Raw genomic sequence first — 25,292 nt, 5'->3', positions numbered from 1 at the left:
GTTTTTTTGAAATTACTACTATGCAAGACAAAAAAGCATTAACAAAAAATTAACTAATGGACGACATAATCATGCACAAGACCAAATCACTCTTACTATCCAAGTCTCTTTTACTAGCATTGTTATTCTCTCTCGGCCTCGGCAATGCAATCAGCACGCAAGCGGCGGTTATCACATTTGACGATTTACTGGCGACAGACATAGGTTCCATCAGCGAAGGCTACAACGGTTTTAATTGGGGAGATTCCTTCCTGACCAATGTTGCCTACGCCCACAAAGATGCAATACCCAGTACTGGTTTTGAAACCGGTGTGGTTTCCGGTAATTACGCCGCATTTAATTTCCTCGCCACCACCAGCGCCATCAACACAACCGGCGGCGAAAAGTTTGATTTCAACGGCGCCTATTTAACAGCAGCCTGGCACGATGGTTTGAATATCGAAGTCACCGGCTTTTTAGATAACCTCGCCCTCTTCACCAAAATTGTTGTGGTCACCACCCACCAAGCGCAATGGTTCGATTTCAATTTCGCCGGCATCAACTCACTCAGCCTGCGCGCCTGGGGCGGAGTATCAATCGATCCATACAATGGCGGTGAGTTTTTCGTCCTCGACAACTTCACCTTCAACGAACCCACCTCAGTACCCGAGTCATCCTCACTCGCGTTGTTACTGCTTGGTGCAGCCGGAATATTGTTAGGCCGCAACACTAAAAAAGCCTGATTCCCCAGTAGTAATAGCGTCCCTGCTTTGCCGCTACCACGCGATTGGTAGCGGCGTTTTTGTTTTTGGAGTAGATTCACGCGCTCCTGGCGTAGGTTGGGGCAAGCTGCACAGGCTGAAGAACAAACCCCAACATGATCATCCCGCAGCAATATCCAACGTTAAAAAACATGCACTACCAGCCAAAGCGTGGGAACGGGAAAAGCGAGAGACAACAGAGAGAAAAAATGATCTACCAAGGTAGCTGCCATTGCGGCGCAATAAAATTTGAAGTTGTAGCACCCGATGATGTCGAATCTGACTCAACCATGGCGTAATTCCATTAAACCCATTGGCGCAATTATGGCGCAATTTAATTTTCTGATTGGTGGGGTTACAGAAAGGAAGGAGAACCAAGCAACCCATATCGAGCATGCGATAAGGGCTACCAGGCAAGATCAGGATCTATGTCCAAGAATCCGCGCAGGCAAAAACAACACGGCGCGCAAGAAAGCGAATACCGCATCAAAGGCGATGCCGATAAGGCGGAAGGGAAGGGAAATCAACCAAACAATTGGCCAGAGAACCAATACGAGCAATGCCAGCGGCCAACAGATAACCCATAGCAATAACCAGCAGATAAACGTCAGCATGCAAACCCCTCTTGTGTGTAAGCCGTTTTTATCTTGGACACAGTTTGAAATAAATTGGATTCAATCATCGCCCGACTATTTTACCCGGGCGATGATTGAGCAAGGCGGGACTTATTGCAGACTCAAAGTACCTTGCATGATGGCAACGTGACCTGGGAATGAGCAGAAGAAGGTGTAGGCTTCGCCCGCTTTCAGTTTGCTCACCGGGAAGGTTACCGATGCAGTTTCACCGCCGCCGATAATGTTGGTGAAGGCGATTACACGGGCATCGTCCGGCTTGAGGTATTCATTAGCTGCACCGGCCGTCATACCGTCGCTTGCTACTGCTTTGGAATCGGCAGTAGTACTCAGCACCCAGTTATGGCCCATAACGGTTTTCGGCAGCTTGCCGGTGTGGTGCAGGTTGAGGGTGAACTCTTTACAGCTTTTATTGACGGTAATCGCCTTTTGGTCAAACTGCATAGCGTCATTACTATTCAGGTCAAAGGTACATTCATCCGCTTGCGCAAACTGGGCGCCCGCCATCAATAATCCCGATAACACCAGAGCATATTTCTTCATCATTAAATCCCCGTAACCATTGCGGTCGTTAAATATAATAAAAAGCGCTACTTTACCTAAAAGCGTCCAATCCATTCATCGTTATTAATGATTAGATTGGTTAATTATTGCAGACGAATCTTTACCGAGCCTGAAAACGCTGCTTGTTGTTTATGTGATTTGTCGTTTATCTTAGCTTTACCTATAACGATCCAGGCGACATAAACGCCCCTCGACCACGAATAGCGAGTAAGCATTATATGGATATCCGCTCCAGCGACGACGAAGTCTACTCTACTCAATACGACCAGTTATTTGATCTCTATCTAAAAGATCGCTTTCGCGATGCCTGGGAACAAGGTTGCAGCTGGTTTGGCGAACACCAATGGCCTACGCCACGCCTGCAATTATTGGCTGCACGCATGCTCGGCCAACTGGGCAACCTGCGCAAAGCGGATGCCGCTATTTTTCGGCTCTGGCGCCGCCACCCACAACTGCCCGACCTCGCCCACTATGCCGTCGCCATCACCCATCGTCGCCAAGGGCCATTAGTAGCGTTGCGTATGCTGCCCGCGGCCGAGGCGAAAGCGAATCCCAATGCAAAAGACCTCGCCTATTTGTGCGGTGAAAAAGCTGAAATACTCATCCGCTTCCGCGATTTTTCCGCCGCCGAAGAATGCCTGCAAGCGATAGGGGCGCAAGGTGAAAATTGGCATTTGCTGGCGCAGGCCGAATTGAAATACGCGCAAGATGATTACGTTACGGCCATGGAGCTCACCAATATAATACTGGAGCGCGATAACCAATACCGCTCGGCGCTGCAATTCAAAGCGAACCTCCTGCAACTGCAAAATGACCTGACCGGTGCAATTCATTTGCTCACCGATTTCTGGCAACAATCGCAATCGTTTTGGGTCGGCAGACAATTATGCAATCTCTACATTGAAGACCAGCAATATGCACTCGCCCACGATTGCATTGCGCGATTGGAAAAACTGCCCGCAATCAACTGCAAAGAAGTGCAACAGACGCTGCGCACGATGCGTGCAGATGTGCTCTGCGCCGAACAGCGCTACGAAGAAGCACTTGAATACCTTGAGCAAAAAAACTTTTATAACAAATCAGTAATTGAATCGATCAAGCGCGCGTCCGACACCTCAAAGCGCAAAGTACTGAATGTGCCTTTTGTGCGGCAACATCACATGACCTGCGGCCCGGCGAGTTTAACCGCTGTATCAATTTACTGGGGTGTGCCAGTTACTCAGGAGCAGGTTGTTGAAGCGATTTGCTACGGCGGAACCCAATCGGTTGATGAACGCAAATGGGCACAAAACAATAATTGGTTTGTACAGGAATTCGAATTATCGTTTGCCGCGTTAAAACAATTAATCGATGCTGATATTCCTGTGCTACTCGCCACCGTTGAACCCGGCAGTGCGCATTTGCAAATTATTGTCGGCTACGATGAAGCAATGGGCACTTATTTATTGCGCGATCCATATTATCGCCGTCTGCAAGAAATGTTGATCGACGGTTGCCATAAACATTACGCCTCCAGCGGCCCACGCTGCATGGTAGTCGCTCCTATAGCACAGGCAGAAAAGATCAACGCAATGAACTTGCCCTGCCGCGAATTGTACGATCAGTTATATCAACTTAATCTCGCCCTGGATAACAACCAGCGCGATAACGCACTCACTGCACTTGCGCAAGCGCGCGCACTTGATCCCGATCATCGCATTACCCAGAGCTGTGAACGCCACCTTGCGTTTTACGATAGTGACGAACCGCGCATTTTGGCGGCAACAGAAAAATTGCTGGCGCAGTTTCCGCAAGATGTTAATTTCCAATTGAGCAAAGCAAGCTCACTGTCTTCCTTTGGCTCTGCCAAACAAACACGGGATTATCTGGAAACAATTGCAACCGGGGACAACATCCACTTTTTAATCAAGAGTCGCCTCGCCGACAATTTGCGTTGGGATCAGCGCGAGCAACCGCGCGTGGAAAAATTATTTCGCCACCTGCTCGGCCACAACCCGCTGCATACCGATTCTTTATATGCCTATGCCGGTGTACTTTGGGACAAAGGAAATTTTGTTGAAGGATACCAACTGTACCGCTTTGTCACCTGCCTTGATGATAAAAATGAACGCTATGCCGAAAGCTTTTTCAAAGCAGCGCGCTACCACAAACAAACAGAAGTAGGATTAGGTTTTTTACGGGATCGCTTTGCACGCTTCGGTAAAAAATCCTCCGGTCCGGCCATTTCGCTGTTTAACGCATTGGATGGATTGGATCGCGCCCATGAGGGCTTACTTATCCTTGATCAAGCCATGGCACTGCGCCCTGACGACGCTTGGCTAATGTTGTTTGCTGCGCGTAAATTCCTTTATTTGCAGCAGGAAAATAAAGCATCACAATTATTGGAAACGGCGCGGCCATTTGTGAATCCGGTACGCTATCACGAATTGGCGGCGGAATTTTTTGAATACAACCTTGATAGCAAGCAGGCGATTAACTGCCTCGAGCAAGTATTGCAATTGGAACCACTCAACTACAACGCCAATCACGCCATGATGCGTTTGTATGTAGAGGCCGGTCAACGTGAAAAAGCCGAACATTTTATTGCGCAACGATTAATGCAATTTCCCGACAATGCCATGTTGTTACGCTTACACATCAATTGGCTGGAAGATACTGAACACCAGGCGATTGCCGCCGCATTCCAAAACTTTATCCGTTATCACCCGGCCGACTCCTGGGGCTATCGCGGATTATCCAATGCACTACTTAAATTGGAACGCAGCGATGAAGCACTCGCCGCTGCATTGGAAGCCGTTGCCATCGAAAACAATAACAGCGGAAACCACGCACAACTCGGCGATATTTATCTCTCAACCCGGCAGCGCAGCCTTGCGCGCGCCAGCTTTCGCAAAGCACTTGAGATTGGTTGTGACTACACCTATGCCTATGAGCGCTTGATGCAATGTGGCTTAAGCCATGAAGCGCAACAACAGGATCTGCAATTTATTTACGAACAACTGATGGCGCAAGTCAGTTACGGCGATGGCATTCTGGAATACCAAAAAATTGCCTGGCAATTATTATCGGCGGCGGATATCTCGCGCTTTCTGCAACATGCTGTCGACGCACGTCCGGACTTATGGCAGTCATGGGTCGCACTTGCCCTCGCCTATCGTAACCAGGGACAAAATGAACAGGCGTTGGAATTGCTCACCACCGCAGCACAACGTTTTCCATTGCTGCCGCGTATTGCATTGGAGATCGCCGAAACCCAACGTGTGTTAAATCGTTTAAGCGATGCAGAATCCAGTTACAAACATGTGCTTGAACTTTCACCCGGCTGGACCACTGCGGCCAATAATTTATGCGAATTGCTTGAGCGCCAACATCGCTTTGATGAAGCGATTGATTTGCAAAACAATATGATTGCACGCAATCCACTGGCGCCGACGCCCTACGGTTTTCTCGCCGATTTATTATTGCGCAGCGGGCGCAAACTTGAAGCGATTGACGCACTGGAAAAAGGCCTTGCGCGTGACCCTCACTATCACTGGGCCTGGACCACACTCAATGAATTGTTAACGGGGATGGACAAGCACGACCAAGTATTGGAAAAAATTAGTACCGTTAGAAAACAGTTTCCCGATGCAGCCTCGCTTGCGTTGGTACACGCTGAAATACTGAAAGATGATCTGCGTGCGCTTGATGTATTGGCCAATTTTTTATTGCGCCAGCCACACAATATCGACGTCTGCGTAGCTTATGTCCACCGTCAGGCAGACCGGCATCATTTCGACCACGCACTGCAATACACCAGCGAAAACTATTGGAACGGCAATCGCCCCAATGCCATCCTCGGTGCAGAAGCCTGGGTGCTTGCACAACAGGGTAATTTGCCCGAAGCCATTAAACGCATGGAACAGCTTGCTGCGATCAACGAAAACCATTATGACGCATGGCGATTATTGGCCCGCTGGTACGTCGAGATTAAAGACAAAACCAATGCACTGCGTGCGATAGATCATTGCCAACGGCTTTACCCCAATGATGCATCGGTGCTGTGTTATGTCGCAGAAAAATTGCAAGCGATTGACGGTGATAAACAACGGATCGGCGATTTGCTGCGCCGCGCATTTGAATTAAATACCCTCAGCCAATATAACGGCCTGACCTTTATCGATTACGCAATTGAACAGGGTGATTACGAGCAAGCGGAACAAGCGTTAATACTGTTGCACAAACATAATCAGGATGTGTATACGCGCTATCGCGAATTACAAATTGCCGTTGCCGCACAGCGATTGGATGACAGCCTGCAAATTTATCAAGCAATACTGCAAGACAGTGCGACCAATGAGTGGTTTGTACTTAACGGCTGGAAAATTTTAGAGGACGCAAAGCAGGCTGAAAAGACAGCAGCATTAATTCGTCAATTGCGTTCATCAGAAGTGCCTATTGCCAGCGAAGCCGGTCGCTGTCTTGCACTTTACGAATTTGAACAAACAAAACCGGCAAAGTTTGAACAGCAATTACTGCAACGCACAATCAACGATAATTTTGACTATCGCTACCTTGAAGGTTATTTACAAGGTTTGGTGAATACCAAGCGTGATCTACCCTGGAACATTTGCGAGAAATTCAAAATAGAATTTGTTGCAGATGTTGAAAACTGGGGCTTGATTGGTTATCACAAAGTGGCACTGGGCCGCTGGGATGAAGCCGTGCGCTGGTTTGCCCGCGGCTACATTTATCCAAACAACCAACCACGCACCGATGCCAAAGGCTGGATGTTGTATTTTTACAGTTTGGCGTTACGCGAAACCGGCCGTTGGGATGAATCGGCCAATATCACCGCTGATGCATTCCAAAGAGTACCGGATCACTATCGCGCTGACATTGTTATCTGGTATTCACTGGATCAATTGTTAGAAAATAAACCGGCACCGCTCGCTGAATTGTATTATGTCGATCCGGCAGATCTCGCAGGAATGAGCCGTTATCCGCTCGCGGTGGTCAATACCCTCGCCGCGTTGGATGGCCGCTCGTTTGCGGAAGCGCACATTGAAATAGCGCCACAATTGCGCGAATGCAAAACACAGTGGCAACATTTAAACTATTCCGCTGCTTGCCGCCAAACCAAAAAACGCGCGCGCCGGTTTATTGCCAATACCATCCAGCAAACACCGCTGCAAAAATTGCTGTGGCTGTGGAAAATAGCTAATCGATTTTAATTAAGGGAGTAAACATGATTATTCGTCCCTGTAGCGCGAGCGATATTGCCGCTGTCTGTGCGATCTACAATCACTACATTGAACACACAGTAATCACTTTTGAAGAAATACCGGTCACCAGCGCACAAATGCAAGAGCGGATTGATATCTACACAAAACTCTACCCCTGGTTAGTATGCGAAGACGCCGGTGAGGTTGTTGGCTACGCCTATGCCAGCAAATGGAAAGAGCGCAGCGCCTATAAACACACCGCTGAAGTCACGGTGTATTTGAAGCATGATGCGACACAAAAAGGCTATGGCAGCGCACTCTATGCCGAATTAATTGAACAACTTAAAGCAAAGGGTTGTCACATATTGCTCGGATGCCTTGCAATTCCCAATGAGCCCAGCGCAAAACTGCATGAACGCTTTGGCTTTACACAAATTGCTCACTTTACTGAAGTGGGACGTAAATTTGATCGCTGGATTGACGTAGGTTATTGGCAAAAAGTGCTTTAGCCAAGCCGATATTTCACTGGCCATCCCATCCCCTAAAGGAGTCCTAATGATGAACATTAAAATTCTCAGCCTGTTATCGACAATGGTGTTAGTCACTACCGCTTGCAGCCCAAAAGAAGATGCAAACAGTGCGACGCAAAGTTCTACAGTAACACCTGCATCAGCAGCCGCTGCGCTTGCAGAAGATGCGAAAACGACAACGGATACACAAGCGACAACCGAAGAGTCCCACACCGTGGAGCTAGTAAATTCTTACTGGAAATTAATTGAATTAAACAATGCGCAAACCACTGTGAGTGATAACCAGCGTGAACCGCATATTGTTCTTAACGCAGACAATCGCGTGTCGGGTTCTGATGGCTGCAACCGCCTGATGGGAAGCTACACGCTGGATGGAAACAAACTGACACTAGGCCAATTAGCCGGCACCAAAATGGCGTGCATGGATGGAATGGAGCAATCAGCGGCGTTTAATGAAGCGCTGACAAAAGTAGCGACCTACAGCCTGCAAGGTGATCAGCTCGACCTGCAAGATAATTCCGGTCAGGTAATCGCTCGCTTCAAATCCGTTGCCCTGCCCTGATCACAAACCTGTTTCTCCATAACAGCAACCAATAAAAAACCCGCTTGCTTTATGATCGAGCGGGTTTTATTTTTTAAAATTACTATGCACGATTAACTTGATTGACTGGCATCACCTTGCTGACGGAATTCGGTCGGCGTTACGCCAACCATGCGCTTGAAAAAACGGTGGAAAGCTGAGGGACTATTAAATCCTGACTTGTAAATAATTTCCAAGATCGTTTCATCTTTTAATTCAGGCGATGCCAATAATCGCTTGGCTTCTTCCACGCGATAGCGATTAATGAATTCGAAAAAATTCGATTGGTAATGCATTTTCAAAATCGCGGAAATATCCCGCGGCTTCAGGCCAATCTGTTCAGCAAAGCGTTCGAGATTGATATTACTCTCCAGGAACAATTTATCTTCATGGATCGCTTTTTCAATAATCGCCACCTTGTGATCCATTTTGGTTGGCTGTACCGGCTTGGCAACCGGCACCACATGCACACTGAGCAGTTGGCGCGTGTTGATCAAACCGAATACAAACAAACCGTTAACCAGGATCACGGTAAGGTAATTGTCGATAATGCCGAGCGTATCACTCACCGATGCACTCACCATGCCTTCGAGAATATAGGCGAGCAGTGACCACAGCCAATGCAGGCAAAAACCGGCGAGCACCACATCGGCCAGTTTTAATTCCGAAGTAGAAATATCGGCGTACAGATGTTTCAAATTATCGCGCAATTTATATTCGGCGATCACGCAGGCGATGATGTAACCGAGCGGCGAGAGTTTTACCAGCGCCCACACAAATGCGACGACTGCATTTTCTGCGCCCGATAATACTGTAACGGGTTGCCACTCCTGGCTATCGATATCAAACACCACCAATAAGACGACAGCGATGCAGCTTGGCAACAAGTGAACGAGATTTCGCCAGCGCAACAGTTCGACCGATTGCGAGAGCGAACGCATGTAAAAATAGAGCACCGGCCCCTGCAATAACAAACAGGCCGATAAAATCGTGATCACAAACGGCGAGTGATTAATGGGTATATCTGTTAAATCACCGTTCCAGACAATCAAAGTCGTGGTCAGTACGAGTGCAATCAGCAGAAAAAATGCAGACAAAATCCGGCGTGGCTGTACCTGTTTGGCGGGTAATAAATTTAACAATACCGCCAGCACACAGCATTCCACTGCTGTGAGAACCAAAACCATATCGTGGATATTTAGAAAGTTGGTTTTCATTAGGCCTTTCTCATGTAAGCGCGGCTAACCCTCGTGGCAGGGGTAGTCTAACCGGCTGTGGATTCTAATTATAAATGCAAACCGGTGACGGCTTATTTAAACACACAGTGTTTGGCGTAGTCCTTGGCCTCATTCAAGGTGAGATCGCCCTTGGGTTTCTCGTCGATCAATTTACACCACTCCGGGCTGCCCACTTTCGGGGCGCATGCGGATACTACGTGAACCAGGGTGACAACCAGCAATAACTTAACCATTCTTAAAATAGTAGGCATAAAAAATCCGATTATTAATGTTATGGACGTGCCGCTTGCCATGCGGACATAGTGAATCCGTCAGGTGAATTCACAGGGACAAGGATAGCAGAGGCTATCACCAATAAAAAACGCCCGCGGGACGAACGCAGGCGTTTTCAGACTTGCGGTACACAGGCGCAAGGCCTGCGTACTTTAGGCGGTTATGGCAGAGTTTTAAGATAGTTACCGACCGGTACGGAAAAGATGCGGCCATCTTTCACATCCCAGTTGATCGACCAGGTCATCACTCCGCGGAAATCGGCATAGGCAGCCAGCGGCGTGTTGTTCGCGCAGTTGGTGCGTTTTGCCAGACATTCAACCGCACGGTTGATATCCGCAGTAGTCGCCTGACCTGAACTGGCAGCGCGTGGGCCGGATGGCAGCCCCAACGCAACCTGGTCAGGACGCAAACCTTTGAATTGACCGGCAGTACCATTCGCCAAGGGGAAACCTTCGATCAACATACGTACAGACGCCACCATCATATCCACAGTGCCCGCTTGGTACGCCTGAGGTGAATAAGGTGTCGCCAAGCCGCCGTTGTTGTACAACTGCACATGCAACAAATCCAGCTCGTTGCGCAGTTGGTCGATCATCGGCAAGTAAGCGCCCCAGATGCCGGTATAAGCCACATAACCACCTTGAACATAAGGATGCTCGGGTGCCATAGAGAGATAGAGATCAGGAAACATAGCATTCAGCTGTTTGATCGCCGAAACCATGTTGCCGATCACCGGTGCACCATGCATTACACCAGCACCGCTTTCCAGATCGATGTCCACACCATCAAAACCGTATTCGTTGATAATCGCAGCAGTGCTGTTAACGAAGTTGGCCAGGTTGGTGGAATTATTTAGCGTCACAGTGCCTTTTTCACCGCCGTACGACAGCACGATGTTTTTACCCTGTGCACGTTTGGCTGCAACATCAGCAATGAACTGCGCTTTGTTCAGTGCGGGATCAAGACGGAATTCCACGCTGCCATTGCCTGCATCATCAACGAAAGCGATAACAATTACATCCCAGGAAGCATCGACATCCGCCAAACGGATTACACCGCTGCCATTATCAAAATTATGCCAGTAACCCACCAACGCATGTTTTGGCAGGGTAGCTGCATCGCCTGGAACGCGGGCACCGACAGTAGGGCTTGACGAGCGACTGCTGCTCGACAGGATCGATGAGCGACTTGATGAGCTGGAAGTGATAGCAACACTGCTTGGTGCGGTGTTTGAAGTGCTACTTGATACGGCGCCACAAGAGCGAACCAACTCCCACGCCATTTGCCAATGCGCTCCACTGCCCGGTGCATATGCCCATGCTGCAGTAGAACCGCACCAGCCGGCGACAGCACAGCGATACTCACTGCCCGCGCTTTGTGCTAACTGTCCGGCAGTGTAATTGGTGCCCGCCGCATATTGTGGCGATGCACAATTGCCGCCAGAAACCACTGAGCTAGCAGTTGCAATCGAACTGGATGAGCGAGAGCTGGGCGCGATACTGGATGAAGGTTGGGTAGAGCTTCTCGATGAAGAAGCAACAGCACCATCACAAGCGCCAACTAATGACCACTCTTGCCATTGGCCAGAATTATTGACCGGATTGTGGCCCTGCGACCACCAATTGGCTTTATAGGCATTTCCCGCTTCTTTCACTTGGGTGCCACTGCCATAAGCAGCGCTACTATTCCACGCGGGTAAGTTTGAACAATCGACGGCAAGCGCACTGGTTGATATGCCGCTCACACATAACGCGGCAAGTGCTAACACATAATTTTTTTTCATCATATTTTTCATAGTCCCCTCACTCTCTTTGTATTTTTTAGGCAAAAGAATCCTGCAAAGAAATAGGAAAATTTCTTTGGATTTTTTGGCGTCTTTTGAGATTTTTTCGGGTGTCCCGTGGAGCAGTACTTACTTATTTAATCAGTCAAATAAATTGCCGTACTTTGGGAAACACACCAGTCCCGGTAACTCATTGCGAGTTCCTTCTGGTAACTATTCATCAGATTCATCCAACCTGATTTATTGCTGACTTATTATTTACACTAAAATAATTAATGACAACGTTGCCATATATATCACCCGATTCAGAGTCTGGCAATCAGGTTTGTGACCAAAAGATAACACTTATGTGAAATTTTCTTTTCATTAGAAGAAAATTTCACATAACAACAAAAAAAGAATGGGAGATAGAAGATTGGGTAATAACGGCGGAATTTTATGATCTCGGGACACCGCTTTTACGGCGTTGGCGCACCGCCTCAAACAAACAAATACCCGTTGCTACCGACACATTTAAACTGCTTACCGTGCCCGCCATGGGAATATTCATCAGATGGTCGCAGGTGTCTTGCGTCAGGCGACGCAGGCCGTCACCTTCGGCACCCATCAAAATACCAATTGGGCCGGTGAGGTTGGAATCGTAGACCGAATGCTCTGCCTCGCCCGCCGCACCAAACAACCAAATGCCTTTTTCTTGCAGATTCTTCAAAGTGCGCGCCAGATTAGTCACCGGAATAAATGGCAGCACTTCAGCGGCACCACAGGCAACTTTGCGCGCGACGGGTGTTAAACCCGCCGATTTATCTTTAGGTGCAACTACCGCATGTACACCGGCCGCTTCCGCTGAACGCATACAAGCACCAAGATTATGCGGATCGGTAACGCCATCGAGGATCAATAAAAATGCCGGCTCGTTAAGGTTTTCAACCAAATTAAACAACCAGGTTTCATCGTAAGTTTCGCCGGGCGTGCACACTGCAATAACGCCTTGATGATTCTCATCGCCAACCAGATCATCCAGTTTATTGCGGCTCACCACTTGGCAGTGAATGCCGTTGCCCTGCGCCGCGTTGACAATTTTTTGCAAGCGCTGGTCATTGCGTCCCTGCACCATGTAAATTTCAATTACACGTTGCGGCGCGCTTTTTAATAATGCCTGCACTGCATGCAAGCCAAAAATATGTTCACGTTTCAAAACACTTACCTTAACGATCGAGTGATCCCACTCATTTTATTTAACGCTCGGATATACGCGTCTCACGCTCGCGCAAAATCCGGTCTTTCACCACATAAATCTCACGATTTAAATTTTCATCGAGCACAAAATTTTCGCTCTGCAGCCAACGATCACTTCTTTGCCTTATCCTTAGCCACCGGTCTTTTAGTAACTGGCGCCGCAGACTTAGCGACAGCCGCTCCTTTTGTAGCCTTCGGCGCACGCGATTGAACTGTTGCTGACGTTGCATTGATTGCAGCTTTCGCATTTTTACGGCCATGATCAACCTCACTTTTGGGTTTAACATTTGCAGCCTTGGCTGCCGTTACTTTTGTGGGTAAAGGCGCTTTCGTCGCTGCCGCTTTTTTCGCAGGCATTTTACTTACTGATTTTTTCCTTACAGGCTCTTTATGTGCAGTCACTTTGTTTGCAGATGCTTTAACCACAGGCGTTTTCTTCGCTAATGACGCCTTATCTGCCGGAGCAGAAGATGCATCTGCTATATTTTTCACTACAACTTTTTTAGCGGTTTCTGTTTTTGCTATCACTGTTCCTGCTGTCGATTTTTTCCCGTTCGCTTTCGTTTTAGCTGCAGCTACTTTTTTAGTGGATACCTTTTTAGTAGATGATTTTGTAGTGGAAGGTGTTTTGGTAACCGATTTTTTAGCTACCGGTTTTTCACTCGTTGTGCTATTCACCACATTCCCTGATGGGAATAATTTTTTACCGCTACTTGTTGCGCCACCTGAAGGTTTAGCCACAGCTGTTGCAACCACTTTTTCACTAGCGGTTTGTTCACCAAAGTTTTTTTTGCCGACCGGTTTTGCACCGCGCTTGGCAACCTTGGGTTTAACTGCTGATGTAGGGCGACGAATTGCGTTTGCAGATTCGAGTTCAAAATCAATCTTGCGGTTATCCAAATCCACGCGTACTACGCGCACAACCAATTCATCACCCAAGCCAAACACTTTGCGCGTACGCTCACCTACCAAGCGCTGTTGCGCAGGTTCAAAGCGATAATAGTCATGCGGCAGTGAAGTAATGTGAATTAAACCTTCGATATACAACTCATTGAGCTCGACAAACAAACCAAAACTGGTTACTGCACTCACATGTCCATCGTAAACCGCGCCCACTTGATCGCGCAGGTATTCACATTTCAACCAACTCACTACATCGCGCGTTGCTTCATCAGCACGGCGCTCGGTACGCGAACACTGTTCACCAAATACCACCATATCGCTCGCGGTATAGGGATAAATAAATTTTTTCGGAATTGCTTTGGCAGTTCCAATACGACGCACATGCGTGCTGGGTTCAGTGCTGCGTACGATTGAACGAATTGCGCGATGTACCAGCAAATCAGGATAGCGTCGAATCGGCGAAGTAAAATGTGTATAAGCTTCATAACCCAGCCCAAAGTGACCGTGATTTTCTACTTGATACATCGCCTGGCGCAGACTGCGCAACATAACCGTCTGAATCAAATGTCCATCGCTGCGCCCCTGGATCATTTGCAACAATTGTTGGTAATCGCCCGGCGTTGGCTTATCGCCGCCCGCCAAGCCTAAACCCAACTCCGATAAATATGCGCGCAAATTCGCGAGCTTGGTTTCCGTTGGACCTTCATGCACGCGGAACAGTCCGAGCAAATTGTGCTTTTCAATAAATTTGGCAGCGCAAACGTTCGCACAGAGCATGCACTCTTCAATCAGTTTATGCGCATCATTGCGCTTAATCGGAACAATGCGTTCAATTTTGCGCTCTTCATTGAATTGGATACGCGTTTCAACAGTTTCAAAATCAATTGCACCGCGTTCATCGCGCGCAACGCGCAAGCATTGATAAAGCTTGTGCAACAAATCCAATTGCGGCAAAACTGATTTATATTCTTCCCGCAGCGATTTGCCAAGATCGCTATCACCCGTCAGGATTTCACCGACTTTGGTGTATGTCAGGCGCGCGTGCGAATGCATTACACCTTCGTAAAATTGATAACCGGTAATGCGGCCGGAATCGCTAATATTCATTTCACACACCATGCACAAACGATCAACATGGGGATTCAACGAGCACAAGCCGTTTGAAATTGCCTCGGGCAACATGGGCACAACATAATCGGGGAAATATACCGAGTTTCCGCGCGCGCGCGCTTCAATATCCAGCGCACTTTCCACCGGCACATAATGCGATACATCGGCAATCGCCACGTACAAACGCCAGCCACCTTTGCGACGCTCACACAACACCGCGTCATCAAAATCACGCGCATCTTCACCATCAATAGTAACAAACGGTAAATGACGAACATCAACGCGATGTAATTTATCTTTTTCCAGCACCTCATGGGATAACAATGCCGCCTCAGCAAGCGCATTGCTCGGCCATTCACTCGGAATACCGTGCGCCTGGATCGCCAGTTCGATCTCCATACCCGGCGCCATATGGTCACCCAACACCTGGATAACGCGGCCGGTCGGCAAACGGTTTTTATCCGGCTGCTGGGTGATTTCTGCAACCACGATTTGCCCGTGTTTCGCGCCGCCATAGGCGCCAAAGGGAATCATAATGTCATGGGTGATGCGCGGGTTTTCCGGTCGCACAAACTGCACGCCTTCTTCATTAAAAAAACGCCCGGCCAATTGCGTGGTATTGCGGATCAGTACATCGACAATCGCCCCCTCCTCTTTACCGCGATACTGCTCCCCCGAGAGCCGCACAATCACTTCATCACCATCAAATACTTTGCGCATCTGGCGATTGTGCAGATAGATGTCCTCACCACCGTCGGCGCGAATCACAAATCCGTAGCCATCGCGATGCCCCTGCACACGGCCGCGCACCACATCGATCTTATCGAGGCGAACATAGGCGTCACGGCGGTTACTGATCAACTGGCCATCGCGCGCCATGGCAATCAACCGGCGGCGCAGTGCTTCAATCTGGTCTTCACCCGTGAGCTTCAACATCACACACATTTGCTCATGGGTAACTGGTTGATCGGCGCTATCGAGAAGGTCGAGGATATACTCGCGGCTGGGAATGGGGTTTTCGTATTTTTCGGCTTCGCGCGCGGCGAAAGCATCGCGGGACGGGGCTTTACGTTTAGTCAATTGGGCATCCTGTGGTCAATATTGGCGGTTTTTGAAGGTTCCTGGCGGTCATGAAAGGATTATAGGGCAGCAATCATGACAAACCTACAAATAAAACCGAAAACCCTGTTGACAGCCCTATAGCCGCTATTTATAGTGCGCGGCCTCAGCTTGCTGAGCATGCCCAGGTGGTGAAATTGGTAGACACGCCAGCTTCAGGTGTTGGTGGCCTTACGGCCGTGAAGGTTCAAGTCCTTTCCTGGGCACCAAATAACAAAGCCCCGTTACGCAAGTTGACGGACTACCCATAAAATGTCCGAAAATGACACTTTATGCTAACAATTTGAAGCTGACATTTTATGCTTCAAATTGTTGGTTAGGTCAGCTACGTTATTGAATTTTATGGTTTTCATAAAATAAAATCCGTCAAACCCTCGTACTACCTCCCTCAAAATATCCAATTCAATTGACTAATTCACGGTATTTTGGTTTTCAATTTTTCTCAAAAAATGCAAATTCATCATTTTTATCAGTAGATAAGTAACAGAAATTCGTTTTCGCCCCATCACTCACCCTTATAGAAAATGCACTTCACAACTAAAACAACAAAAGCGACATCACAGACCTGTACTTTCATGCCCTGAACTTAGTAATGGTCACTACGATAGCTCAGCCAAGGCAATAAATAATTTAATATCTCGACTCCACTATCACTTTCGCCAAAAGCGGACATTCAAAGCCACCCATTGCAGCTGAAATGAAGAAATGTTGGAATAAAAGGGCGAAGGGATTTAATCTCAAACAATTTAATCATTTAAAATTGCTCCACTCCCCTTATGTAGGCATTACCTGACCCATACAGCCTCACCTTCTTCTCTATCACGATTGAAGTATTCATAACCGTCGACACTCACCGCCACACCAAGAGAGTCATTTGAATGAATTTCATGGTAATCAAAGCCAGGGAGAAAAAATCCCTCCCTAATTCTTACGGGATTAACATTCACTATAATTGAATCCTTTTCTTCCCATTCTATCCATGTTTTGTCTTCCGCTTGGTGCCATATTTTTATAGGATAGCTATATCGAGAATCTTCAAAAGTATTAAAATAGTGAACATATAAAGATTTTTTACTTGAAAAGACATCTACTATTACCTCCCTGTTTTGATGAGTTTCGATCTTCGCAATATTTTTTCCTAGACTTTCGTATGCCAACTTTAAAACTGGATCAAATAAAATTCTTTCTTGTATAGAAGAAATAATATGATATGACAGATTAATAATTGATTTGTGAAAATCTTCATCATCTTTTCCACTTGAATTAACAGAAATGCATATCGCAACAGCTATATCTCTTGGTGTCGGTGAGTATTTGTTAGATCTGACATATTCATTGATAATTCCTCTAAACGCTGAGCAATCCAACAAATCTAGTGGCGTTTGATATTTACTTATGACAAACCAACTATTAGCTTCTTTCAAGATTTCAACAATATGATACTCAAGGAAATATCGGGATGCTTTCTTTGCAATATATCCACGATACGGATAGACAACTCGATCAAAAAAAATCTTCACTACTTCTATCATGCGATTTCCTTAACAGATTATTAAATAGTGCCAACTATATATTGGTTTTATTTTCCCAGAATTTTTTGAGTAAATCAGAGTTTTTATTGATTTCTATAAGTTACAAGAATATTTTCTGGAGACATGTACTCCCAGTGCCTGGTTTGGGCATAAATGAGCCATTATACTTTTCAAGTCGGAAATCGGCCATTTGCAGACATTGCGCAAAATATAAAATCCTAAGTCTTAAAATCTAACTATACGGGTGTATGCGATTGGTGGGTCAATCGGATGCATGGCGCTGAGAACAGTTGAAAAATACTTGGCACTACATTTAGCGTAGCAAAATCCGTGACATGTATTTTGTCAACTACTTCGACTTGCTAGCTATTATGGATGAAAGGAAGTTCCCGGCTTATATTTCTTTGTTTGCTTAGGCTTATTATAATCAAGCCATACTTTTAAGTCGTAAACGGAATTAAAATCAATCATCTTCATCGTTTTGCTATTTGGATCCCGAGAAATAAGTTCAATACTATCAACGCCCCCATCCTCTAAACTCAACAACCATGCAGTATAGGCTTCAAATACCTTGTAAGTGACACCAACATTTCCACTAAGAAAGTCGTTAATCAACCTGTCAGCTTTTTTGCGTTCTGTGTAATTTGGTACTTTTTGTCGAAGCGCTGTAGATTGAGTAAACACTGAGGTGTTACATACCTCATAATAGTATTTATTAAACTCAACCGTTCGCTCATGATGGCGAGTAGAAGACCAACCAATATAATGGCATTTAAGGCTTTGTTGTAATCTACGATTATCCTCATCAAGGTTCATACATAGGTTAAGCCTTCTCTTCTTTTTACTTTCGGACTTTATGTCTTCTTCTTCATACTTAAATTCAGTCAAAACAAACTTTGTATTGTTTGTGAAGATATAATCACCACCCAAAAGACTATCCTGTCCATCAGAGGAACATCTTGTTAGTCTTTCTCCTCTTACTTCTGCAACTTCTTTGAAATGATCAAAAAAACCATCAATTATTGATTGCTCGTGTTTTTTATCCAACCTGAAGCTCCATAATTCCTATTTAATGATATATAGCTAACGCCGCGTACAACGGTAGTTTGTAAGTTGTGGGTTTGTGGGAAAGGTCACAAGCAATCCTAGTTAAATTAGGATGCTGCGCATCAGATCCTACACATTTCGGCCAATAGCGGACATTAATCCGATCAAACCACTATCTTTACCACAGAGGCTTGTCAGAAAATGCCACCTAGCTTGGGAAAGACAACGAGCCATCGTTGTTAACTTGCATCGCCCCAATTGTTATATGTTCTGATACTTCGTTTGCATGCAGCGCCAGCTGTCCCCAAGTACCATTTTGAGTTTTAAAATCAGCATCCCACTCAGCACTCGATTTTTCAAATACTATTATTCCCCTTTTAGCTGAAGTCAAATCTAATAATTTTCTGCCTGCTAAAAATTGAAATGTAGCAGCCTTAATTGAAGTCCAATTTAATGTTTCTTTAATTTCAAGCAACACAATCTCTTCATTTTCCAGAATGAGATAACCATCCATTCTTGCAGATGCACATTTAAATATTGCTTTAATTCCAAAATCGCTTGCATTAGCGTATAGAGAAGAAAAGGCACGAGACTCGAACCCTTTTCCTGAAGGAGCTAAAGTTAATTCTTTAGCTCTGGGTTGAGTTTTTGGGGTATTTGCATTGCCCATAAAGCATTTATTAATCATACGATTTTCTCGACGCCAATTCGGCAAGAGTTTCAGTAAAGGCTTTTAGAGTGCTTTTGCTCAAAACAACCATTCCCTTTATCGACCAAGGTGGATATTAGTGAAATGTTTCCTGCCCACAAGCCTTTAGATATTTAATGTTTTATCCTAGCAAGATACGTGCAGAGTCAACACGAGAAAATTGTACAATAGGGCCGTAGAGAGAAAAACCGACGTAAACATGATTGGCTGCTACATCTTCTGTTTTATTTAACCTAATATCTTGTTTTAACTCAGGTATCGAAACATAAGACGTTCCGTATGATTTGTTAATCGTACATTGAAACCTCTTAGCATTCCCCTCATTTCCCATATAAAAACATCTCACTTCATGCGGCTTTAACCCACCTAGAGGCAATCGTCTGAGGTGCGAAAAAAGTGCATTTGCACTGTCAAAATAGCCCAAGTGATATTGAGCCACTGCCATATAAAAGCTCAACAAAGGATCATCTCTAAATCTATCATCAGAAATACATTTGGAAATGCGTTGCTTGAGATGACCCCAATCAAGTGATCCATTCAAACTTTGTAATCTCCATCGAACCATTAGATCAATATATACGAGACTAATTTGTACAGACGGCTGTTCGCCTTTAGCCTCGATAAGATCTTCAAATTCTGAAATTTCCATTTTCACTTGATTATAATCTGTCCCTTTATTAGTTTTTTGGGCGTGAAGCAAAATGCTTCTTAGAAAAAATTCAATTCCTATTTGTGAGCGATTAGAATTGAACATTTTAATTGCCTGGCCTTTCAAATCAACTTCATCAATATGAATATCAACTAACTTTTGCTGAAGTGCATTCAACAAAATTATACTTTTTTCACACTTAGCATTTTTTCTAAAGATTGGCCCTAAAGACTGCAAATGCTTTTCAATTTCATGCATAGCCATTGTATATGATGCCATTGATATGTCGGCATTCCCATTTTCCTTTTTATTAAAAACAGCCATTTCATACAAAATATTGGCTCTAACATGCCCCGCGTGCGGGTCGAGATAGTTTGAACTAGCGGCTTGATTGAGGTGATCCATTACTAAATCGAATCCGGTTGACACATCCTGCTTATTCTCTTTAACAAGCCCAACCACCGCTGCAGCCATGGTAGTATGAATATGATCTTCTGGTGATTCCCGATCAGAATCAGCTGATGGATGATGAGATTTAAGGAGCGCCTTTTGAAGTTGAATGTAACTCTCCTCAAAATGTCCCTTGCTCTTATGCCAAATTCCAAAATGATGCTCCAACAACCGGTCATCACTACCCACAGCTCTAATCGCAGCAGTAAATAGTTCCACACCTTGTTGATAGGAATAATGTTTTTCTACATCGCGGCGCTTTCTTACGAGAATCTCGATTATAAAATTTCGGTAAATTTCTGACCCGTTGGCGCAAGCATCGATAAGTCGCCGTAGAATTTTAAATTCACCCGCCAAACCCACGCCACCATTTACCAACTTTAGCAAAACTTTTGTAACAACTTCGTTCCGAGTTTTGAATAGTACTGTTTCTGCATCTTCATCTGACACATTGTATAACAATCCCCATAATGGCCTATCTGGCTCTGACATTCTTATAAAATTTTCATAAGATGTACCAATTGCTCGAACAAGAATTTCAATTGGTAAGCCGACTTGGAACTTGCTAGCCACAGCCACATATTCATATGCTAACTTTGCTTCTGCTGAGTATTCCAGAACAGATTGCGCAATAGATGAAACAAATTCCTGAGCAGACCCAAGCCTGTGATATTCGTCTCTGATTGATTCAGATAGCGCATTTTGGGTAGAAGGTAATAGGTACCATAAACTACACAAGATATCATCAGCTGATTGTTTGAGTACATTTTCATGTATTTTTCTTGCTTCCTCTAGACTTCCAAATGCTTCAATCTTTACAAGCATTTCAAATAAACCATTTAACTCATCCGCAATCAGGCGGTTAGGAATTTCAAATTTTTTACCAATAAATGATGGAAGAGTACCAAAATTGTTAGTTGGGTTAAAAAAATCAGTATTTCTGTATGAAAAAAATAAAAATAAGTTTGCTTTGCAATTATCAAAGCAATTTACAAATTCGTTAGGATCAATATGAAGAGACCATGGATCATCAACAAAAATGGCAAAATTTGAATCTTGGTTATCAAGGTGAACGTGATTTAACTCATCGGAAATAGCTCTAACGGTCTTATAGTTGGTTGAATTTCCATATCTCTTTAACCAAAAGGTTTGTACTCCCATCTTAGATAGATCAGTAGAGAGCCTTTTCATCACAATTGTCTTTCCTACTCCCGAATCACCGTGCAGGATGAATGTATGCTTGCCAGATATTTGCCTATCTCGTGAGTTCAAATTGGCTAAAACATCAATCTCGATTTCAGAGGATATTTTTCGAGGAAAATCAATATTGCACTGGAATGGTGCCCACTGAATAGCATTTGGCTGAAACAGCAAATCTACAATGGCTCGCTTATTTAGTTGAAAGTCTGCATCACTGATCGCAGTGTTTGGCACTGGAGAGAGAATATTTTTATATTTTTCCAAAGAATTTATACTAGATTTTTCATCCGAAAATCTTAAGCGATACTGACCTGGGTTTATTCTTGATAGCTCCCTACAAAATTCTCTTATATCGCCATCAATAACATACACATTTAAAAAATTAGATAACTGATTAGCAATAATGGGATCTTCAAGTATTGGGTCATCTTTTAAAAACATCAATGAGTCTGGATGTGTAGTACCCATATTTTGAAAAATACTTAGCAATTCCCTCACTAGGTGTGTATCAGTTTCTGTACCTAGAAATAAAAGAGGGGATCCTCTCAAATGATCAGTACAGCTTTTTAATATTCTCATCCAGTTATGTTTTCTAGACATCAAATCAGAGGCGGAAATTGCTAAGCGATAACCTGCTCGCTCATCTTGATAATTCCCTAACAACTTATAGATCGGCAGGGTCTTTCCATATAAATTAATGCTTGGATGATCCACTATTGTCACAGTTCTTGATGTAGGCCTTGAGTCATATAAATCTTTTATTGCTGACTCCAACAACATATCGTATGTAAGTGATATTCCCAATTTCCAGTCAACTTTAGTCAACGCGTGTAAATCGGGGTTAGATTCAAGCCTTTTCAGTTCATCTATGAATCGCACCTCAACTGAACGCGCTGTTGGTTGGTCTTGTCTTCGCAAGGAATCCAGCCGAATAGAAAATGACTCAATATCATCCACATCAGAAATTTTCAATTCAGTGCAACAATGATTAATTAGCAGGCTCAATGAATTTTTATTCAGGATAGCCGTATTACCAAAAACAATACCTGGCCTATCAATTAATTTATCAATAGCTTCTTCGATACTAATCATTTGTTGCCACCCCTATGGTGAGCTTGGTTATTTTTGAGTCGATTATACATTGCATGTCCGCCTCTAAGATTCTAGTTAATTCACTTGGATTCGAATACCCATAACTCAACCTTAGTGAGTCAAATAGATCGTTTAATCCGGCAGCAAGGCTTAGCTCACCTAAGTTGAAACAACGAAGTTCTACGCACTTCGCTCTGACATCAACAGTGATAAAGCAAATATAATTAGTAAAGCAAATTATGCACTTTGGAAGAGAAGATGCGGCTTGCTCGGACTGCTCCACAACCGATCTTATGGATGATTCACAATGTTTTTGGAATTGGTCAAAGCTTAATGTACAGCTAGCAAAAATACATCCACTCCACATCGATCCTCCATTTCTGATTACAGATTTTATTTTAGTTATTGAATCTATCGCGGCAACAATGGTTTGACTTGAAAATGTCGATTTAACCTCTATAACAGCTAGTGCACTTTCACATCCAACAATATGCAGACCGCCCTCATTAAATAAGGGCGGATGCCGCCCCCAATCACTAATTAATATATCTATTTCTGTAGATAATTCCGCACCTCTTATAAAACCGGTGCCGATAACAGCTTGCGTGGGCAAATAACGTGATAAAAAGTCTCGAATTATTATCTCTTTATGCCGGCCATCACTAGGCCAATGTTTATCTCCTATAAGATCCCTTACTCTATTCGCCTTTGACGTTAGCTCTCTCGCCCAGCTTATTAAATATGATGTTTCATTGGGATAAATCATAAATAGTTCCATTGCTTATTGTTAAAATTCACTAATCCTGGCGGTTCCCAATAATGTAGTGCCTCCCATTAAGATCGAGCCTTAAGTCTTCATTCGTGACCAGCAGACTACCGAGCGTATAACTAAGTTTATCTTCAATTGAATGTCCGCTTTGGGCACAAACCGGCTATTAATTAATATATGTTCAATTTATAGATTTAGCTAACAAAGCAATCACAATAGAAAACCTTTCGCCAAAGCCACATTTAGAAACCTGCAAAGTTTCATTTAACCCTGTCGAACTTGATAAACTGATTTGTTCATAACGACAGATAGGAATTTGCCTATTATCTTTAAATCTTTTATCAGGCCCACCAGACTTATTTACATATCGCCAAGTTCTATCAACAACTTCAGAATCCCTTGGCACACCATCTTCCTCAATAAATCTGGTGGAATTAACTGCAATTTGTAGAGAACTATAATCAACCGCACCAACGCCGTTTACGTCATAAACAAGAACTCGATCTGGAAAGAAATAAAGTGTCTGACGCCCAACACCAATAGCGATAGTTTCCACATTCGTTTTTACGAACGGGGGTTCAGCTTTTGTTATCGATGTGGGTTTACGTTGAAGGAGATTGCTTGCACCAGCATGATATTTTTTATCGTAGACTTTGCCTGATGCTTCGATATGCCATGCTTTAGCACAACCGGCTAATTGACTGGCAGCTTCATGAAATTGAGTGTATGTTTTTTCAAGTTCCGTGTCGAACTCGTAGAGGAGAACAGTGGTTTTAGCTAGCGTATCGCGAGTGTGAGCGGCATATATTGCAGCCAAGCAGGCCAAGGCCAATAAGGTTAGCCCCCAAGATGGCCAGTTTGACGAAGCAGCCAGCCAAAACAACCATACGGATACGACCGACACCCAAGGCCATAACCGCATTTTCTTACACTTGGAATTCAGCTCTTCCAGAAGCTCACGCGACGATGAGTCAACAATCCGAGAAACGTCTGCCGATTCAATCTCCTCCAAAGGAGCGTGAGTCCCGTCCGGGATTGGCAAATCTGATTGAGGTACGGGTGATAGTTTGAGTTTAGCTGGAGCAGCAGGAGATAGAGCTGCCCTGTAGGATAAGACTCCGCTTCCCATACGAATCCAGTTTCCGCGAGGCCCAACGCCGAATCGCAAACCGGTAATTCCCGTGGAAACACTTACCCCAGACTTGGACAGATTAAACCGCAGAGGCCCAACTTTAACGCTCTTTCTTAGAAAACCCATTATTTATCCTTGTAATTCCCTTGGGGCCACAGCCAGGAATGCCCCCACTTACATGCCAGATCTAATAGCTGATATTAGCTGTTTTGTGAACTGGCGCAAATATCATGGTATTACAACAATGATGGAACCCCTCCTATGGATGCGTTGCGCGACAGAGCCAATGCGTAGCCTTTAGGCTCGATTGAATGGCCTGGCCCTACGATCCCACATATGCCGAATCGCTTATGAATATGCCAGGCGAGTAAAGGAGGGCCGCTCAACAACCTCTTGCTGATTGCTCTTCCATGAGCGATATTAATACCTGCGGTATCACTTACAGTTGCACCAATGGATATAGCCATGATTACCGACTCAACGAACACATCTCTCAGCGCCCCCACCCAACAAGTTGGTCTGTTGCCAACCGAAAACACTAATGGCATTCGTATTGCTGAATGGCTATTACCAGTTCAAGAGCTAGAGGCAGTAAGCAGTAAATTTTTTGGCCGTAACCTACATGCCAATATCCAACGCATCAAAAACAAACATCGCCCCCTGGGGTTGAAGCTTCGCAACAAGCTCGCCGTAATCATCGTTGACAATGAATCGCATGAAGAGCTGCTGTCTTTAAAGGCTATGTATATAGAGCTAGCTGAGCAAATAAAACAAAATATCAATTAAAAATTTATTGCCAA

The 25,292-nt window shown here is 44.9% G+C and carries 18 protein-coding genes and 1 tRNA gene; 7 read left to right on the top strand and 12 right to left on the bottom strand.

Annotated features, from left to right (window positions below):
- Positions 1-71 precede the first annotated feature (71 nt).
- Both AC1RJL_RS01520 and AC1RJL_RS01515 read left to right on the top strand, forming a co-directional pair.
- Positions 72-722, top strand: coding sequence for a PEP-CTERM sorting domain-containing protein (locus AC1RJL_RS01520; RefSeq protein ID WP_492910982.1), 651 nt, complete (start codon positions 72-74; stop codon positions 720-722).
- 446 nt (positions 723-1,168) lie between these two features.
- The gene (locus AC1RJL_RS01515) at positions 1,169-1,327 is read left to right on the top strand and encodes a hypothetical protein (RefSeq protein WP_492910981.1); all 159 of its coding nucleotides are present in this window, start codon (positions 1,169-1,171) and stop codon (positions 1,325-1,327) included.
- Between the two features lie 138 nt (positions 1,328-1,465).
- Here AC1RJL_RS01515 and azu read toward each other — a convergent pair whose 3' ends face one another.
- The gene (gene azu / locus AC1RJL_RS01510; protein ID WP_492910980.1) at positions 1,466-1,918 is read right to left on the bottom strand and encodes an azurin; all 453 of its coding nucleotides are present in this window, start codon (positions 1,916-1,918) and stop codon (positions 1,466-1,468) included.
- 236 nt (positions 1,919-2,154) lie between these two features.
- Between azu and AC1RJL_RS01505 the strand changes: the two genes are divergently transcribed.
- Genes AC1RJL_RS01505 through AC1RJL_RS01495 form a run of 3 tightly spaced genes read left to right on the top strand, consistent with a single transcriptional unit; the run spans position 2,155 to position 8,232 of the window.
- Complete coding sequence (locus AC1RJL_RS01505; protein ID WP_492910979.1) at positions 2,155-7,149, top strand: tetratricopeptide repeat protein; 4,995 nt, start codon at positions 2,155-2,157, stop codon at positions 7,147-7,149.
- Positions 7,150-7,163: 14 nt separating this feature from the next.
- Entirely contained in the window at positions 7,164-7,649 is a 486-nt protein-coding gene (locus AC1RJL_RS01500; protein ID WP_492910978.1) for an arsinothricin resistance N-acetyltransferase ArsN1 family B, read from the top strand.
- Positions 7,650-7,695: 46 nt separating this feature from the next.
- Positions 7,696-8,232: an META domain-containing protein gene (locus AC1RJL_RS01495; protein ID WP_492910977.1), complete on the top strand. Its 537-nt coding sequence runs from the start codon at positions 7,696-7,698 to the stop codon at positions 8,230-8,232.
- Positions 8,233-8,324: 92 nt separating this feature from the next.
- On the opposite strand, the gene AC1RJL_RS01490 is transcribed toward AC1RJL_RS01495, so the two are convergent.
- From AC1RJL_RS01490 to rnr, 5 genes are all read right to left on the bottom strand, one after another.
- Entirely contained in the window at positions 8,325-9,467 is a 1,143-nt protein-coding gene (locus AC1RJL_RS01490; protein ID WP_492910976.1) for a helix-turn-helix domain-containing protein, read from the bottom strand.
- A gap of 92 nt (positions 9,468-9,559) precedes the next feature.
- Positions 9,560-9,739: a DUF3012 domain-containing protein gene (locus AC1RJL_RS01485; protein WP_492910975.1), complete on the bottom strand. Its 180-nt coding sequence runs from the start codon at positions 9,737-9,739 to the stop codon at positions 9,560-9,562.
- A gap of 182 nt (positions 9,740-9,921) precedes the next feature.
- Positions 9,922-11,556: a chitinase gene (locus AC1RJL_RS01480; RefSeq protein ID WP_492910974.1), complete on the bottom strand. Its 1,635-nt coding sequence runs from the start codon at positions 11,554-11,556 to the stop codon at positions 9,922-9,924.
- 424 nt (positions 11,557-11,980) lie between these two features.
- Positions 11,981-12,739, bottom strand: a complete 759-nt coding sequence (gene rlmB, locus AC1RJL_RS01475; protein WP_492910973.1) for a 23S rRNA (guanosine(2251)-2'-O)-methyltransferase RlmB — start codon at positions 12,737-12,739, stop codon at positions 11,981-11,983.
- 152 nt (positions 12,740-12,891) lie between these two features.
- Positions 12,892-15,873, bottom strand: a complete 2,982-nt coding sequence (gene rnr, locus AC1RJL_RS01470; protein ID WP_492910972.1) for a ribonuclease R — start codon at positions 15,871-15,873, stop codon at positions 12,892-12,894.
- A 161-nt stretch (positions 15,874-16,034) separates the two neighbouring features.
- On the opposite strand from rnr, the gene AC1RJL_RS01465 reads away from it, so the two are divergent.
- A tRNA-Leu gene (locus tag AC1RJL_RS01465) sits at positions 16,035-16,121 on the top strand.
- Positions 16,122-16,697: 576 nt separating this feature from the next.
- Here AC1RJL_RS01465 and AC1RJL_RS01460 read toward each other — a convergent pair.
- The 6 genes from AC1RJL_RS01460 to AC1RJL_RS01435 form a co-directional block, all read right to left on the bottom strand.
- Positions 16,698-17,444: a hypothetical protein gene (locus tag AC1RJL_RS01460; protein ID WP_492910971.1), complete on the bottom strand. Its 747-nt coding sequence runs from the start codon at positions 17,442-17,444 to the stop codon at positions 16,698-16,700.
- Between the two features lie 369 nt (positions 17,445-17,813).
- Entirely contained in the window at positions 17,814-18,491 is a 678-nt protein-coding gene (locus AC1RJL_RS01455; protein ID WP_492910970.1) for a hypothetical protein, read from the bottom strand.
- A gap of 208 nt (positions 18,492-18,699) precedes the next feature.
- Positions 18,700-19,179: a hypothetical protein gene (locus tag AC1RJL_RS01450; protein WP_492910969.1), complete on the bottom strand. Its 480-nt coding sequence runs from the start codon at positions 19,177-19,179 to the stop codon at positions 18,700-18,702.
- Between the two features lie 142 nt (positions 19,180-19,321).
- On the bottom strand, positions 19,322-22,591 hold the full coding sequence (locus tag AC1RJL_RS01445; RefSeq protein WP_492910968.1) for a P-loop NTPase: 3,270 nt from the start codon (positions 22,589-22,591) through the stop codon (positions 19,322-19,324).
- Positions 22,584-23,357: a DUF6602 domain-containing protein gene (locus AC1RJL_RS01440; RefSeq protein ID WP_492910967.1), complete on the bottom strand. Its 774-nt coding sequence runs from the start codon at positions 23,355-23,357 to the stop codon at positions 22,584-22,586. Before AC1RJL_RS01440 ends, AC1RJL_RS01445 begins: the two co-directional genes overlap by 8 nt.
- A 184-nt stretch (positions 23,358-23,541) precedes the next feature.
- A complete protein-coding gene (locus AC1RJL_RS01435; RefSeq protein WP_492910966.1) occupies positions 23,542-24,618 on the bottom strand; it encodes a DUF4236 domain-containing protein in 1,077 nt (358 codons plus the stop codon).
- A 339-nt stretch (positions 24,619-24,957) separates the two neighbouring features.
- Here AC1RJL_RS01435 and AC1RJL_RS01430 point away from each other — a divergent pair, with 339 nt between their 5' ends.
- Positions 24,958-25,278 (top strand): hypothetical protein, encoded by a 321-nt coding sequence (locus AC1RJL_RS01430; RefSeq protein WP_492910965.1) that lies wholly within the window; start codon positions 24,958-24,960, stop codon positions 25,276-25,278.
- Positions 25,279-25,292 lie beyond the last annotated feature (14 nt).

Source organism: Cellvibrio sp. GW822-FHT04B05, from assembly GCF_058800985.1.
This window is presented reverse-complemented; position numbering and strand designations above follow the sequence as displayed.

Bases quoted from the DNA above. Each gene is read 5' to 3' on its own strand.
- AC1RJL_RS01435 (WP_492910966.1), bottom strand. From the start codon at position 24,618: ATGGGTTTTCTAAGAAAGAGCGTTAAAGTTGGGCCTCTGCGGTTTAAT.
- AC1RJL_RS01495 (WP_492910977.1), top strand. From the start codon at position 7,696: ATGATGAACATTAAAATTCTCAGCCTGTTATCGACAATGGTGTTAGTC.
- AC1RJL_RS01485 (WP_492910975.1), bottom strand. From the start codon at position 9,739: ATGCCTACTATTTTAAGAATGGTTAAGTTATTGCTGGTTGTCACCCTG.
- AC1RJL_RS01445 (WP_492910968.1), bottom strand. From the start codon at position 22,591: ATGATTAGTATCGAAGAAGCTATTGATAAATTAATTGATAGGCCAGGT.
- AC1RJL_RS01480 (WP_492910974.1), bottom strand. From the start codon at position 11,556: ATGAAAAATATGATGAAAAAAAATTATGTGTTAGCACTTGCCGCGTTA.
- AC1RJL_RS01430 (WP_492910965.1), top strand. From the start codon at position 24,958: ATGATTACCGACTCAACGAACACATCTCTCAGCGCCCCCACCCAACAA.
- AC1RJL_RS01515 (WP_492910981.1), top strand. From the start codon at position 1,169: ATGTCCAAGAATCCGCGCAGGCAAAAACAACACGGCGCGCAAGAAAGC.
- AC1RJL_RS01490 (WP_492910976.1), bottom strand. From the start codon at position 9,467: ATGAAAACCAACTTTCTAAATATCCACGATATGGTTTTGGTTCTCACA.
- AC1RJL_RS01505 (WP_492910979.1), top strand. From the start codon at position 2,155: ATGGATATCCGCTCCAGCGACGACGAAGTCTACTCTACTCAATACGAC.
- azu (WP_492910980.1), bottom strand. From the start codon at position 1,918: ATGATGAAGAAATATGCTCTGGTGTTATCGGGATTATTGATGGCGGGC.
- AC1RJL_RS01500 (WP_492910978.1), top strand. From the start codon at position 7,164: ATGATTATTCGTCCCTGTAGCGCGAGCGATATTGCCGCTGTCTGTGCG.
- AC1RJL_RS01440 (WP_492910967.1), bottom strand. From the start codon at position 23,357: ATGATTTATCCCAATGAAACATCATATTTAATAAGCTGGGCGAGAGAG.
- AC1RJL_RS01460 (WP_492910971.1), bottom strand. From the start codon at position 17,444: ATGATAGAAGTAGTGAAGATTTTTTTTGATCGAGTTGTCTATCCGTAT.
- AC1RJL_RS01520 (WP_492910982.1), top strand. From the start codon at position 72: ATGCACAAGACCAAATCACTCTTACTATCCAAGTCTCTTTTACTAGCA.
- AC1RJL_RS01450 (WP_492910969.1), bottom strand. From the start codon at position 19,179: ATGATTAATAAATGCTTTATGGGCAATGCAAATACCCCAAAAACTCAA.